This window comes from Bremerella cremea (assembly GCF_003335505.1).
GTDB classification, from domain to species: domain Bacteria; phylum Planctomycetota; class Planctomycetia; order Pirellulales; family Pirellulaceae; genus Bremerella; species Bremerella cremea_A.
This window is the reverse complement of the sequence record NZ_QPEX01000028.1, coordinates 162144-175585: the sequence shown is the minus strand read 5'-3', so window position 1 is coordinate 175585 and position 13442 is coordinate 162144. Positions and strand designations below refer to the sequence as shown.

Genomic DNA, 13442 nt, shown 5'->3' with positions numbered 1-13442 from the left:
GGCCTCATGATAACGGCACAGCCGTCCGACGAAAACTACTTGGCCGGCATTATCGCCCTTTCCTGCCAAGACTTACGACCACATCAGCGGTCGATTTCTCCCATCACAATATCCAGCGAGCCCACGATAGCCGGAATATCGGCGATCAAGCAGCCTCGACACAGCTCTTCCACAATCGAAAGGTTACTAAAACAACTACTGCGTGCCCGGGCCCGACGCGGGATCGATTCCCCCCCATCCGAAACCACGTAGAACCCCATTTGCCCACGCGGGCATTCGGTTTCTAAGTAGGCCTCGCCGGGTGGCAATTTCGTATTCAGCTTGATAGGAGTTCCCCAGTCGCCGGTCGCCTGTTGGTAGAACCCGATCCCCTGCCGAATCAACTTGATCGCTTGAATGACTTCCAGCATGCGTACATAAAAACGATGCCAACAGTCCCCCAAGACAGCCTCGTCTGGCACCGCAGGGTAAACCTGATCCTTGGGGTAGCTTCCATCCTTCTGGACAATCACTTCAAAGTCGTACCCTTGGTACAACGCGGTATATCGAGCGTCACCGTCGCGGCGCAAGTCGTAGTCGACACCAGAACCTCGCAATACTGGCCCCGAGCAGCCGTAACCGATGGCCATTTCTGCCGGCAAAAGACCGATGCCTGTGGTTCGCTTAATAAAGATGGCATTGGTCGTCAAAAGGGTGTGATAGCCTGGAATTTGCGGCTCAAACTGATCGAGAAAAGCCGAGCATTTTTCCAGCCACCCAGAAGGCAAGTCGGCCGTCACGCCGCCAGGGGTGATATAGCTGTAGGTCAGCCGCGCTCCGCAGACATATTCCAACAAGTCCAGAATCTTTTCCCGCTCACGAAAAGCATACAGAAACGGACTAAACGTACCTAAGTCGAGTCCGTAGGTTCCCATGCCGACCAAGTGACTGGCAATGCGGTTCAGTTCGGCAATGATAACCCGGGTGTGCCGCACCTTGTCGGGCAAGTCGTAATTCAACAACTTTTCGACGGCCAGCGACCAACCGAGATTCATGTTCATCCCAGCCAAGTAGTCCATCCGGTCGGTATACGGAACGAACTGTCGTGGCGTCAGGTTTTCGCCGATTTTCTCAGCACAGCGATGCAGATAACCAATATGCGGTACCGCTTCTGAAACGACTTCGCCATCAGTCCGCAGCACCAATCGCAACACGCCGTGTGTGCTGGGATGCTGCGGGCCCATGTTGACCAGCATCTCGTCGGTGCGGACATCGAGCTCAATGACTTCGGACTGGTTTGCGTTACTCATGAACAAGTTCTTTCTGGCTCAACGTCCGCGAATGCCGTGGTACTCGAGCGGCATTTCGTAATCTTTACGCAGCGGGAAACCAACCCAATCTTCCGGGCAAAGAATGCGGCGTAAATCAGGATGCCCGCCAAAGTTCACGCCAGAAAGGTCGTACGCCTCCCGTTCGTGCCAATTGGCCGTGGGCCAAATCTCGCAGACAGAAGGAACCTCTGGCAATTGCCCTTCCACGTTATCTTGCCAGCGTGGCAATTTCACCTTCAGCACACCGGACGTCTTCAGTCGGATACTCGACAAGTGATAAACCACCTCAAGATGAGGCTCCCATTTCGCTTTGGCCGCCTTCTTGGGGTCAACCTCGCAATAATCGACGACGCATATCGAGTTCAAATAATCACAGCGAGTCGCAGGCTCGTCTCGCAAGAAACGACACACTTCGACAAGCCCGCCCGGGGCTACCTCGATCCATGGGTCGACGTTCTCCAGATTTGCGCCGACGATTTTTTCGCCGAACTGCTGCTTCAATCGCTGAACCAAGCTCTCGTCAATCACCATCGACCTCTACCCTTGCGAACTAGAAACAACCGGGACTGGATCGCGCCAGCCGTTTTCCGCAGAACTGGCTTTCTTCGCATGACCGGCTGTCGAACGAACCCAGTCCAAGTCACCCCGCTTCCAAACGTAGGCAAACCCGACCAGTAGCACCGCAAAGAAAACACCAATATCAGCAATACAAGTCCACACCAGCTTCGAGGCGGCCGATTTTATCTGAGCTTCCTTCTCGGCCGCATCCTTGCCCGAGAGCAAACTGGCCTCATCCGTCGGAAGCCCCAGTTCAGTCATCAAACCACGATAAGCAGGCCCCAGCGTCTCCTGGCCATCGGCCGCCTGAACAATGACCGGCACATCGGACTGGGCCAACTGCGTCGACTTGCCGAACACCACCGCCCATGGAAAGAAGAAGGCAACCTCGACTTCAAAGATAATGAACAACAGAGCGACCACATAAAACCGTAGATCGAACTGAACGAAGCTGGAACCGATCGTCGGCTCGCCACACTCGTAGATTTCCAGCTTCTCTTCGTGCGCGTTCTTGGGCCGCAACAGACTACCGAGCACGATATTCAAGAACACAAACCCAAAGCCACCTACGGTAAATAGCAGCAAGTAGGCAACGATCGTGGTGGATAGGCTCATGAAACACTCGGCTGTTAACGCCAGAAGTAAGAAAACAGTTTGCCCCAACGCTGGAAATGACAATTGTTTTCATCATTTAAGAGGGGCAGGCAAAAAGGTGCAACGGCCCTTGGCCTATCCTTCCGGCTGCGAAGGCCCGCCATGCACCGGAAATAGCACCGCTTTCGACTCGGCCACCGCTGTAGGATTTAGCGTGGCCCGTCCCCAAGCAACATCGATAGGCAGGCGAGAATAGTCGACCAGGGCTCCGTCTCGACTATAGGAACTCAAATCGAGCGTTCCCCCCATAAAGATGCAATCAACGGGACACGGCTCAACACACAACGCACAGAACATGCACTTGGTGTAATCGATGGTGAAGTGAGTTAAACGAAACCCCTTGCCGTTCTCGACACGTTCTTTGCCTATATAGATACAGTCGACCGGACACGCCTTGGCACATTGGTCGCATCCAATACAGGTTGTCACGTCAAAGCGATGAAAACCACGATATCGGGGGGCAACCCTCGCCGGAAGCTCTGGATATTCAAAGTGTTCCGTAAATGTTTTTCTGGAGGAATCGTAGGTCGACTTCCAAACGCGCAACGTCACCAGCAACCCTTGAAAAACGGTCGAGATCGCGCGATACAGGTTTTTCCACCAGTCAGCCATGCAGTCACCCAGTGATCCTTAGCGAACTCATGTTACGTAAATGCAAAACCCCTTAGCCGCTGAATTATCAGCCTAGTGGGGTTATGCATAGTATTGGCGATTCCTCTACTTCCTTCAATCCAGTACCAAGCTGCCATATTGCGGGGACAAATTGCCCCAAAAAGGAGAGTCTGGAGAAGGGAGGCAGGAAAGGTAAATGCTCCCGTTTTTTCGGCACATTCCTCGTCAAGCATACCAGATTTCATTAAAGTCCGGGGATTGCTTGCTTGACGCCGCTAATTTAGCGCGTAGAGTGAAGTGAGAGTTTCCTCGCGCACTTCAGGCTGTACCTGCTTTGCTTTGAGGAAATTTTCGAGGATGTCGCTGCTTAGTTAAACGCTTTGCTGTTTCGTTAAACATCTAAAGTGATAACGCGACTCGAACCTTTTGATTTCTGCTCAAGTCTAACGAAGGGCGACAGAAGGTTCAAGCATTCGACAAGGCAGTGCCGCCAAAATAATGAGAGAGAGTATCCCCCTTGGCGGTTGCGTGGAGAGCATAAAATGCTGGTATTATCGAGGAAAAAGAACGAGAGCATCGTAATCAACAACGACATCACCATTGTTGTTGTGGAAATCCGCGGAGATAAGGTCCGTTTGGGTGTGGAAGCCCCCAAAGAAGTACCTGTTCACCGGCGCGAAGTATACGATGCCATCAAACGCAATGAGAACGGGCAATCGGAACCGGGTGCTTCGGCTAACATCGATTCGGAATAATTGATTCCGAAACCGCTGTGCCGTTATCTGCCTAAATAATAATTCCCCCTCTCATCACGCATCTTAATCAGTCAGCAAGTTCGCAAAAATAAGCTGCATTCTGTTGCCTTTGCGTATTTCGAAGTGTTAAGCCAGAGAATTTCAGGGCATTTTTTCGGCCTCTTCAACTACCCCCACTTGAAGACACAGCCGACTATTTAATATACTCAAGCCCTTCAACAAACGGCCCCATCGTCTAGTGGTCTAGGACACCGGCCTTTCACGCCGGTAACACGGGTTCGAACCCCGTTGGGGTCACTTTTTAAAGCCTTCCGTTAAACGGAAGGCTTTTTTTATGCCCTGACTTATAGAATGATGTTGTCCGTAAAAGTTACCTTAGCCTGACTGCTGCGGTTACTCTCGCTTTAGCCATCTGCCCCTAGCCAAATCCAAAGCATCATGAACGACCTACCCTACGATGCCCTGCTGCTGCTCTCGTTTGGGGGCCCCGAAAAACCAGACGACGTAATCCCATTTCTTGAAAATGTCTTACATGGTCGCAACGTTCCACGCGAGCGGATGCTAGAAGTCGCCGAGCACTATTACCACTTTGGCGGCAAGAGCCCTATCAACGATCAAAACAGAGCCCTGATCGAGCAGCTTACCGAAGAGCTCAAGCAGCACGAAATCAATTTGCCTATCTATTGGGGCAATCGAAATTGGCATCCCTTACTGACCGATACCATGCGGCAAATGGACGCCGACGGGGTTCGTAAGACGCTCGTTTTTGTTACCTCGATCTTCAGTTCTTACTCTGGCTGCCGGCAATACCGCGAAGACATTCAAAAAGCCCAAGCCGAACTGGGGCTCGAAGCGATGGTCTTCGACAAAATCCGCACGTTCTACAACCATCCAGCCTTCATCGAGACGATGGCCGACCGTGTCCGCGATGCGATCGGCGAACTGCCCGCCGATGGCGCAGAGAAACGACAAGTTCTCTTTACCGCCCATAGCATCCCCAATGGGATGGCTGAAAATTGCGATTACGAAAAGCAATTGCAAGAATGCTCAAGCCTTATTGCCGCAGCGGCCGGAATTGACCAATGGTCGCTGGTCTATCAAAGCCGGAGCGGGCCTCCTTCTCAGCCCTGGTTAGAGCCAGATGTTTGCGACGCAATGAAAGAGTTGGCGAGTTCCGGTTCCGCTAGTCAAATCGTTTTAGTTCCAGTTGGTTTTGTCTCTGACCACATGGAAGTAATCTATGATCTCGACGACGAGGCCGCCAAACTCGCCCAGGAACTTGGCATTCCTCTCGCGCGAGCCAAGACTGCCGGTACCCACCCAACGTTTGTTGCGATGATTCGGCAATTAATCGAGGAACGCCTCGGGCTGACGGAAGAAAAGCCTGCGATTGGAAATTTCGGACCATCGCACGACACCTGTCCGGCCAACTGTTGCCGCTACGAACCTCGCCGCCCTGCCCACACACGCCCTACGGAATAGACCGGAATGCAACGCATCCTGCTCACAGCGTTTGAACCATTCCTTGAATACCCGACCAACGCGTCCCAGCAAATCTTGCTGCATTGGCTGCAAGATACGCCTGGCTCTCGGCGTAGCGAATTTACAACGGAAATTCTTCCAGTCGACTACCAACTTGCCGAACCGCGAATCCGCAAGTTGCATGAACTTTCGTTTGACTTTGCCGTTCACCTGGGACAATCGCCACGCATCGATCGTTACAACTTGGAGATGGTCGCCCTGAACCTCAAGAGCGGCCCGAACACCCCGATCGCTACGCTTAACCCCCATGGCCCGGCGGCGTATACCAGCCAACTGCCGCTCGAAGACTGGCGGGATGATCTACGCCAACACGACATCCCTACCGACGTCAGTTTTCACGCGGGCACCTATCTCTGCAATGCGTCGTATTATTGGTCGACGGAAGCCTTTCTGCAGCGCGGCATCGCCCATCGTAGCCTGTTTGTTCATGTCCCACTCATCACCGGAGAAGAGGCCGAGCAAGAGAAAGCGATTCGCAGCGGCTCGCGCATGCTGACTCGTCTAATACAGCTCATCGAGGGACATCTCGCCCAAGATCAAGGGCCGGTTGCTTGACGTTGGTGAATCTCTCGAAACCCACGATAGGTCATGGCCGCTTTTTGACAGGCCGCCCGAAACACTTCCGGGTAGGGAACCCCTGGCAAACGAAGTACTTCGACTTCCTGCGGGCTTTCACCGACATCGGAAGGCTTCTGTTGCCAAAAAATCATGTCGGCTGAGCGAAACCAAGCCTGCCCTGACTGTTGAACGATTTCAATACGATCAAAGTCCCCCAACCCCATCTGCCTCTCAGACACACCCTGAATTCCTCGCTCAACAATTACCTGGCGATTGGTGATGCGATACCGAGTCCCCACAACCGGCAGAAAATTCCAGAGATAGAGGGGGATCGCCAATGGAATCGAAAGCAGCACAAAGAGATTCCCCAACGTGAAAATCCCTTTGCCTTCTTTCTTTTCATAAAGCCTCCCCAGCTTCTGCCCAATTTCCGAGGCAGAAACCGATGGCCACACCACAATGGCGGTTGCTTCGTGTTGGCTACTTAACGAGAGGCCAGCGATGGCTTGTTTCATGGGAAACGATTCTTTACGTCCGCTTCAATCCCGGCGGTAACGAATTAACTAAGCTTGACCATTCTCGTGCGGCGCGTGCATCGAACCACTGCGGAAGGCATCGGCCATCGCTTTGGGGACCTCTGCTTCGGCGAAAACCAGCTTCGCGCGGTTCATGGCGACTTTCGCTTTGTTTTCCTGCTCGGCAGCGATCGCTTCCGCCCGGCGCTGTTCCGCCTTGGCACGGGCCACACGCGTATCGGCCTCAGCCTGATCGTTCTGCAAACGGGCTCCGACATTCTCACCCACGTCGATATCAGCAATATCAATCGAAACAATCTCGTAAGCAGTATGGGCATCCAGACCACGAGCCAACACCGCTCGGGTAATCACGTCCGGATTTTCGAGAACATGCGTATGATGCTCGGAAGAACCGATTGCGGAAATAATGCTCTCACCCACACGGGCAATCACCGTTTCTTCCGTTGCCCCACCAATCAACTGCTCCAGCGAGGTCTTCACCGTTACCTTTGCCCGCACGCGTAATTCAACACCGTTTTTAGCAATAGCACTCAGCGTGCTCTTACCGCTGCGGCGTGGATCTGGGCAGTCAATCACCTTGGGCAATACGCTCGTTCGCACAGCGTCCACCACATCGCGACCGGCCAAGTCGATTGCTGCGGCACGGTCGAAGTCTAAATCGATCCCAGCACGATGCGCGGCAATAATCGCATGGATCACGTGCATCACGTTACCGCCAGCTAGGTAATGGGCTTCCAACCGTCTGGTACTGATCCCATTCCGTCGATCGATATCGAGCCCCGACTGTTTGGCCATGATCTTGGCTTTGACAATGAGCCGGCTGTTAACCTGCCGCAAGCTCATTCCGACCAAGCTCCAAAGCGAAATATCAGCGCTCGACGCTGCCGCTTGAAACCACAGCTGACCGTAATTCAAAAGCACAATCAAAATGATTATGCCTAGCACGACCAGCATGAACGTCGCCCCTGCCCAGAAATACCAAGGTACAAGCGGACCTTCTTGGGCGAATAATAGGAATGCGTCGATCATGCGGTAATACCTTGCCTGATGAATATCGCTACGAACAGGAACCTTACGGCGACTCGTCTACCGCAATCATATCCGATTGCTAGACAGTACTCCAGCAATCGGATCAGGACAATTCCTGGGCAAACTACGAGATGCTGTTCTGGGTCCAAGCCCCGTCGATCAAACGCCAAGTCCGACCGGTTGGGTTTTCGTTGTGCAGCTCGCGCGGCAAACGCCCTTCCTTGACGTTGTCGAAGCACTGCAACATGGCAAAGCGATGGATTGACGCCGGAATGCCGACCGCCGTGAAACCAGGGTGTCCGGTCGAAGGGAAAGGACCTCCGTGGTTCATTGCCGGGCTAACAGCAACACCGGTGGGCATCTTATCGTTAATCAAACGCCCCACCTTCTGGCGAAGCACTAGGCTAACCGCATCGTATGCAGGATCATCGCCACCTTCCTGGTCCGAGTAAATCGTCCCCGTGAGGTTACCTTCCAGCGAATCAATGATCTGGCAAACCTGATCAAGGTTTTTCGCCTTCACGATTAACGACGAGTTGCCAAACGCCTCCGTCTGAAAGACCTCTGGCTGCTCTAGGAATTTATCCCCGGTCGTGCTGAGCAAAGTATTCGGGCAGGAATATCCCTTGGACGAAGACTCGCCGCTTCCGCTGACTTCTACGTCGGCACCGGCATCGATCAACTGCTGCAGGCTTTTCGCCAACGAAGCTTCTACCCCTTTGGTCAAAAGTGTGCCAGCCGGCGCCTTACCAAACGCTTCTTTAACGGTGGTGATAAACTGGGTAGTGTGCTCGTCGTCCATAAGGATGATCAAGCCAGGGTTGGTGCAGAACTGCCCTGCCGCCATCAAGCAGCTTGTGCTGAATTCGCTGGCGATATCTGCCCCTCGTTCTGCTAAAGCACCGGGCAAGATCACAACCGGGTTGATGCTCGACATCTCCAAATAGATTGGCTTGCCGACTTTATCCGCTGCTTCCTTCAGCTTGCGTCCCGCGATGCCGCTCCCGGTGAACCCAATCGAGCCGAGTCGAGGATCCGAAACCATGCGCAGGCCGTCCTCGTTCGCCATGTGATAAACCAACTGAATCGCGGCAGGCGGCAAACCAATCTCGCTGGCAGCTTGAGCGGCCAACTTCACAAGTTCACGCGTGGTCGCAGGATGCGCAGGATTGGCTTTCACGATCACAGGATTTCCTGCCGCAATCGCCGCAGCAAAATCCCCCCCCGAAGCACCATTAAATGCTAACGGAAAGTTATTGGGTCCAAACACGGCCACAGGACCAATGCCTGCATAGTACGAGCGGATGTTGGCCTTGGTATCAATCGTCGGCACCCGCCAACTTCCTTCGCCAGCTGCTTGAGCGGCCATCTTCAACTGGTTGACCGTGCGAGGCAACTCGACATCGAGCAGCCGCGGCGAAACCGGCAAACCGGTTTCTTGATGGGCAAGTTCGCACAACGCTTGGGCGTTTTCTTCCAGCAGATGCGCGAACAGGTTAAGGAACAGTTCAAGGCGATCGACCGCCATTTGGCGCATTTCCCGGAAAGCAACATCTGCCGCCGTCAGGGCTTCGTCGACGTCTTGCCAGGTACTTACCGGGAAAACGTCTGCCAATGGCTGCTTCTCCGCTGGATTGTCGGCCTGAAATGTCTCGCTATGATTCGCGTCACGCCATTTTCCGCCAATGAAAACTTGCTGAACCGCCATGAACCCAAAACCTTCCCGTATTCAAAAATGGACGCGGACTAACCCTGAATAATCTCGCTGCTCAGGGTACCAATGCCCGAAATGGTAATATTCACGATGTCTTGTGGCTGGAGGGTGAAATCGTTGTCCGGCACAATTCCCGTCCCGGTCAGCAGAAAGGCTCCACGTGGGAAATGCTGATCGCGGAAGAGGTATTCAACCAATCCCTCAAGCGAGCGAGCCAATTGATCGAGGCTCGTTTCTCCCCTGAAAGCTTCCTCGCCACCACGAACAATCTCGAGCCGAACCTGGATGTCGGATAGCTGTGGGAAGTCTTTCCAATATTCCGAAGCCAAAACAACCCACGGCCCCAAGCCGCAACATTGGTCATAAACTTTTGCCTGAGGGAGATAAAGGGGGTTCTCTCCTTCAATGTCCCGGCTGCTCATATCGTTGCCAATGGTAAGACCCACGATTTGCCCCCGAGAATTCAGGGCCAACGCAAATTCCGGCTCTGGCACGTTCCACTTCGAGTCCTTGCGAATTCGTAAAGTTTGTCCTGTGCCTGTCACCCGATGGGGTGTGGCCTTGAAGAACAACTCAGGCCGGTCGGACTGGTAAACTCGATCGTAACAATCGGCGGCCGCTTCCGACTCCTCCATCCGAGCGGTCTGGCTTCGCTTATAGGTCACCCCAGCCGCCCAAACCTCCTGCTGATCGATGGGAGGAAGCCAGGCCACCTGGTCCAAAGGGATGGTTTGTTCGGCGTTGCCGAGCAACGACTCGACCATCTGAACGGGGCTCTCGGCATTCAAAATGTCGAACAACGAGCTAACTTCGTGCGACGAGAACTGCACGACTTCATTGTCACGAACCAGGCCTACGGCAGGGGTACCGTGGGTGCCGATGAACTTTGCGAGACGCATGACGAATTCTCTCAGTTAAGGTGGGGCCGAATAGTTTCGCCGTATTCTAACGCCCGGACGGATCGGAATGTAGTAATCCCAGCGAGTTCGTTTCTGCCCCGGAAATAGGCACAAGCGGCGCGCATCCTTGGCAATCCCCATGAAGAAATGTTCATCAAAGGGGACCGCAAGAGACGGAAATCGCTTCTAACTTCCGCTGTAGTCAGTGCCTACGGCACTTGGCCATCGGGAATTCCTACCACGCTATACCGGTCGCGGCATGCCTTTTGCAAAGATCGAATCCATCCGCTGGCCCAAAGACGCCAACCCCCTTTTCCCAACGACCGGTTGCGTTCCTTTTTCTAGGTAAACCCAAGTCCCCACTTGGGAAGCATACGAAGGAAGTTGCCGACTTTGACGCAGCGAGGAGTGCATCTTGCGGCTGACGTGCGCACCGTTGCCGGCCGGTGATTTGGTTGTCGGGAGAGGGCACCGAGTTGCCGGATCGGCGCGGTGCGGCGTAGCCTACCCCCTTTTCCAGGGCCATGTCTCATATTGCCGATGTCCCCCAAAGCTACAATCTTCGAAAGTAGCCTCATGACGATCTGCCCGTTTTGTATATTATGTAGATAGCCGTTCTGTTGTCGGCCAGACGGCCCTTAACTTCTTTACTCGTCGACCTGACAGTGATTCAATTCACTGCCTCTCCATGTCGGAACCGTCAAAGCTGCGTCGTCAGATTGCCCATGAAGCTGCGCGCCTGTTGTATGACCGCCAAGTCTCTGAATACTACCAGGCCAAAATGAAAGCGGCTCGCCGCGTCCAACGAGGTTGGGTCAAAGAAGCGGATCTCCCTACGAACGCCGAAATTCGAGATGAAGTCCAATCGATGGCTCGAATGTTTGAAGGGGACTCGCGTCTAAATCACCTGCTGGCCATGCGTCTGGAAGGCCTGCGCATGATGAAGATCCTCGAACGCTTTCGCCCTAAGATTGTCGGCAGCGTGCTGACGGGGCATGTTCGTCAAGGATCGGATATCGACCTCCATGTTTTCAGCGATAGTGTTTCTAGCGTAACCGCAGCCCTCGATGGAGAAGGGGTACGCTACGATGTCGAGCGAAAACATGTCCATAAACCGGGTGCCGAAGGTGTCTACGTACATATTCACATTCGGGAAGAATATCCCTTCGAGATCACAGTACGAGCCAGCAGAGACGTATCGGTCGTTTCGCGCAGCTCGATCACCGGTAAACCGCAAGAACGAATGAGCCTCGCCGAGTTCGAACAATTTTTACAAACACAATACGATCGTGCCCAGTACGAAGACGGGTTAGCCGCGATCGAAAACCAGGTCGACCGCTTTCTCCAATACGAAGCGTTAATGCTTCCGCTGGAAAACGTGAAGCAAAACCCTAAATGGCATCCGGAAGGAGATGTGCTTTATCACAGCCTCCAGGTATTTGAGTTGGCACGAAAGCAGCTTCCCTACGACGAGGAATTTCTCTTGGCTGCATTGCTGCACGATGTAGGCAAAGGAATCGATCCTTACAACCACGTCGAGGCTGGGCTTAACGCACTCGGAGACGACATCACCGCCCGAACGCGCTGGCTGATCGCTTATCACATGGAAGCGGGGCAGATCCTTGATGGCACGCTCGGGGCTCGGGCCAAGCAGCGACTCAAACAAGCCGAAAGCTACGAAGAGCTTATGCTACTGGCCCGTTGTGATCGCGAAGGACGGCAAACGGGTGTCGAAGTGCCGGAACTGGAAGAGGCAATCGACTATCTGCGGCAGCTATCGTACGAATGCGATACGTGGTAGCCACCGCACAGGCAACCCATCGACACAGTGCGTTCTTATAGCGTCACCGGTTCATCAATCCAATCTTCGAGGCAGGCACAGTCGCTTGATTTTCGTAACTTGCGAAGCGCCGCGATTTCAATCTGGCGAATTCGCTCCCGAGTCAAAGAAAACACGCGGCTGACCTCCTCCAGCGTTTGCGTACGACCATCTCCAATGCCAAAACGGCGTCGGAGAATTTCCTGCTCGCGCTGATTGAGCACATTGAAGACTTTTTGCAACAACTTCTGAATGGTTGTCCGGCCCGATTCGCTCAACGCGGGCGCGCCGTTATTTTCCGGCAAGATATCCGCGAAATCATCTTCCTCCCACAGCCTGGCATCTAATGAAAGCGTGCCACCGATCAGTGCATCCACATGCCGGACTTCCTTTTCACTAATCTTGGCGTGCCGAGCGACCTCTTCAATGGTCGGATTTCGACTCTCCTCTTGCCGTAAGAAAGCCTTGGCTGTTTGTACCGCTTGAATCCGTTCCTGCATCCGCACGGGGACACGAATCAACTTGGCCTGCTCTGAAATTGCTTTGAGGACCGCTTGGCGAATCCACCACGTTGCGTAAGTAGCAAACTTGAAGCCTAACGATTGGTCAAACTTTTCCACCGCCCGGATCAGGCCAAGATTTCCTTCCTGGATCAAGTCCATGAAGCTTAGTCCGCGATTACGATACGACTTGGCAATCGAGACGACCAAACGCAAATTGGCCGCGACAAGCTGTTGCTTCGACACAGCATAGGCGTCTTGCATTTGGCGAATGCGGGGCAACTGAAAGGCTAGAGTTCCGGGGGTTTCTTGGTACAGCCCGAAAACCTTCATCCCCTCAGCCGAGGTCGGCATACGAAAGATATCCGTAGCTTGACCTGTAGCGTTTCCTTCGGCATCTGCCAATCGCTCCGCAGTATCTTCAATGGCGCGCATCCACGCGGAAAAGAATTTTTCTCGCAAACCCAACGAATGCAGAAAACAAGCGATCCCGTGACGCCTTCGCATCAACCGTTCGATAGCCCGCTGGCGTTGCTCGGCGGTTTGCTCCTTTGCCGTCATCACGACGGAAAGATCTTCGTGATCTTGCTGGGCCGCCTCGGTTAGCCTTTCGATGGCATGCTTGATCTTATCTTGCCACAGGGCTCTTTCCTGAGCATTACTGATCGTAACTTCTAAGGTACGGTCCAGCCGGCGATCCCCTTCGAGGACCTCGACCAACAAATCACAAATGCGCGTCGAGACGACACCGCACGCCAGCAATCTCCGCAAGAAAGCGATTCGAGTTCTCGTTACTCGCTGCGCTAGAACCACTTCCTGCTTTGGCGTAAGCCGAGGGATTTTCCCCATCTCGGTCAGATAAGCTCGAAGCGACTCTGGTTCTCCACTTTGCGATGCATTGCTTTGGATCGCTTTCTCTTGGCTACGCATTCCTACCGGAGCCAAGATACTTGTAT

Annotated in this window: 13 protein-coding genes and 1 tRNA gene; 5 read left to right on the top strand and 9 right to left on the bottom strand. The window is 53.6% G+C overall.

From position 1 onward, the window contains the following. Positions 1 to 83 precede the first annotated feature (83 nt). The 4 genes from DTL42_RS14450 to DTL42_RS14435 all read right to left on the bottom strand — a co-directional run bounded on the left by DTL42_RS14450 (position 84) and on the right by DTL42_RS14435 (position 3134). A complete protein-coding gene (locus DTL42_RS14450) occupies positions 84 to 1289 on the bottom strand; it encodes an NADH-quinone oxidoreductase subunit D (protein ID WP_114369439.1) in 1206 nt (401 codons plus the stop codon). A gap of 18 nt (positions 1290 to 1307) precedes the next feature. Beyond that, a complete protein-coding gene (locus DTL42_RS14445; protein ID WP_114369438.1) occupies positions 1308 to 1841 on the bottom strand; it encodes an NADH-quinone oxidoreductase subunit C in 534 nt (177 codons plus the stop codon). A 6-nt stretch (positions 1842 to 1847) separates the two neighbouring features. Further along, positions 1848 to 2483, bottom strand: a complete 636-nt coding sequence (locus DTL42_RS14440; RefSeq protein ID WP_114369437.1) for an NADH-quinone oxidoreductase subunit A — start codon at positions 2481 to 2483, stop codon at positions 1848 to 1850. Positions 2484 to 2597: 114 nt separating this feature from the next. Beyond that, positions 2598 to 3134, bottom strand: coding sequence for an NADH-quinone oxidoreductase subunit I (locus tag DTL42_RS14435; protein ID WP_114369436.1), 537 nt, complete (start codon positions 3132 to 3134; stop codon positions 2598 to 2600). A gap of 542 nt (positions 3135 to 3676) precedes the next feature. Here DTL42_RS14435 and csrA point away from each other — a divergent pair. From csrA to DTL42_RS14410, 4 genes are all read left to right on the top strand, one after another. Further along, entirely contained in the window at positions 3677 to 3889 is a 213-nt protein-coding gene (gene csrA, locus DTL42_RS14425) for a carbon storage regulator CsrA (RefSeq protein ID WP_114369434.1), read from the top strand. 224 nt (positions 3890 to 4113) lie between these two features. Beyond that, positions 4114 to 4186 (top strand) — tRNA-Glu (locus tag DTL42_RS14420). 141 nt (positions 4187 to 4327) lie between these two features. Continuing rightward, positions 4328 to 5371: a ferrochelatase gene (locus DTL42_RS14415; RefSeq protein WP_114369433.1), complete on the top strand. Its 1044-nt coding sequence runs from the start codon at positions 4328 to 4330 to the stop codon at positions 5369 to 5371. Between the two features lie 6 nt (positions 5372 to 5377). Next, a complete protein-coding gene (locus DTL42_RS14410; protein ID WP_114369432.1) occupies positions 5378 to 5986 on the top strand; it encodes a hypothetical protein in 609 nt (202 codons plus the stop codon). Here DTL42_RS14410 and DTL42_RS14405 read toward each other — a convergent pair. The 4 genes from DTL42_RS14405 to DTL42_RS14390 all read right to left on the bottom strand — a co-directional run bounded on the left by DTL42_RS14405 (position 5968) and on the right by DTL42_RS14390 (position 10167). Further along, a complete protein-coding gene (locus DTL42_RS14405) occupies positions 5968 to 6504 on the bottom strand; it encodes a PH domain-containing protein (RefSeq protein ID WP_114369431.1) in 537 nt (178 codons plus the stop codon). The two genes, DTL42_RS14410 and DTL42_RS14405, sit on opposite strands and share 19 nt — an antisense overlap. A 48-nt stretch (positions 6505 to 6552) precedes the next feature. Next, positions 6553 to 7479, bottom strand: a complete 927-nt coding sequence (floA, locus tag DTL42_RS14400) for a flotillin-like protein FloA (RefSeq protein WP_234824220.1) — start codon at positions 7477 to 7479, stop codon at positions 6553 to 6555. Between the two features lie 199 nt (positions 7480 to 7678). Beyond that, a complete protein-coding gene (locus tag DTL42_RS14395; protein ID WP_114369429.1) occupies positions 7679 to 9262 on the bottom strand; it encodes an aldehyde dehydrogenase (NADP(+)) in 1584 nt (527 codons plus the stop codon). Between the two features lie 38 nt (positions 9263 to 9300). Continuing rightward, entirely contained in the window at positions 9301 to 10167 is an 867-nt protein-coding gene (locus DTL42_RS14390) for a fumarylacetoacetate hydrolase family protein (RefSeq protein WP_114369428.1), read from the bottom strand. A gap of 688 nt (positions 10168 to 10855) precedes the next feature. Between DTL42_RS14390 and DTL42_RS14385 the strand changes: the two genes are divergently transcribed. Continuing rightward, the gene (locus DTL42_RS14385; RefSeq protein WP_114369427.1) at positions 10856 to 11968 is read left to right on the top strand and encodes an HD domain-containing protein; all 1113 of its coding nucleotides are present in this window, start codon (positions 10856 to 10858) and stop codon (positions 11966 to 11968) included. A 35-nt stretch (positions 11969 to 12003) separates the two neighbouring features. Here DTL42_RS14385 and DTL42_RS14380 read toward each other — a convergent pair whose 3' ends face one another. Further along, the gene (locus DTL42_RS14380; RefSeq protein ID WP_158545385.1) at positions 12004 to 13416 is read right to left on the bottom strand and encodes an RNA polymerase sigma factor RpoD/SigA; all 1413 of its coding nucleotides are present in this window, start codon (positions 13414 to 13416) and stop codon (positions 12004 to 12006) included. Positions 13417 to 13442: the final 26 nt, after the last annotated feature.

Excerpts from the sequence above, each read along its gene's own strand:
- DTL42_RS14450 (WP_114369439.1), bottom strand. The coding sequence starts at position 1,289 with ATGAGTAACGCAAACCAGTCCGAAGTCATTGAGCTCGATGTCCGCACC.
- DTL42_RS14445 (WP_114369438.1), bottom strand. The coding sequence starts at position 1,841 with ATGGTGATTGACGAGAGCTTGGTTCAGCGATTGAAGCAGCAGTTCGGC.
- DTL42_RS14440 (WP_114369437.1), bottom strand. The coding sequence starts at position 2,483 with ATGAGCCTATCCACCACGATCGTTGCCTACTTGCTGCTATTTACCGTA.
- DTL42_RS14435 (WP_114369436.1), bottom strand. The coding sequence starts at position 3,134 with ATGGCTGACTGGTGGAAAAACCTGTATCGCGCGATCTCGACCGTTTTT.
- csrA (WP_114369434.1), top strand. The coding sequence starts at position 3,677 with ATGCTGGTATTATCGAGGAAAAAGAACGAGAGCATCGTAATCAACAAC.
- DTL42_RS14415 (WP_114369433.1), top strand. The coding sequence starts at position 4,328 with ATGAACGACCTACCCTACGATGCCCTGCTGCTGCTCTCGTTTGGGGGC.
- DTL42_RS14410 (WP_114369432.1), top strand. The coding sequence starts at position 5,378 with ATGCAACGCATCCTGCTCACAGCGTTTGAACCATTCCTTGAATACCCG.
- DTL42_RS14405 (WP_114369431.1), bottom strand. The coding sequence starts at position 6,504 with ATGAAACAAGCCATCGCTGGCCTCTCGTTAAGTAGCCAACACGAAGCA.
- floA (WP_234824220.1), bottom strand. The coding sequence starts at position 7,479 with ATGCTGGTCGTGCTAGGCATAATCATTTTGATTGTGCTTTTGAATTAC.
- DTL42_RS14395 (WP_114369429.1), bottom strand. The coding sequence starts at position 9,262 with ATGGCGGTTCAGCAAGTTTTCATTGGCGGAAAATGGCGTGACGCGAAT.
- DTL42_RS14390 (WP_114369428.1), bottom strand. The coding sequence starts at position 10,167 with ATGCGTCTCGCAAAGTTCATCGGCACCCACGGTACCCCTGCCGTAGGC.
- DTL42_RS14385 (WP_114369427.1), top strand. The coding sequence starts at position 10,856 with ATGTCGGAACCGTCAAAGCTGCGTCGTCAGATTGCCCATGAAGCTGCG.
- DTL42_RS14380 (WP_158545385.1), bottom strand. The coding sequence starts at position 13,416 with ATGCGTAGCCAAGAGAAAGCGATCCAAAGCAATGCATCGCAAAGTGGA.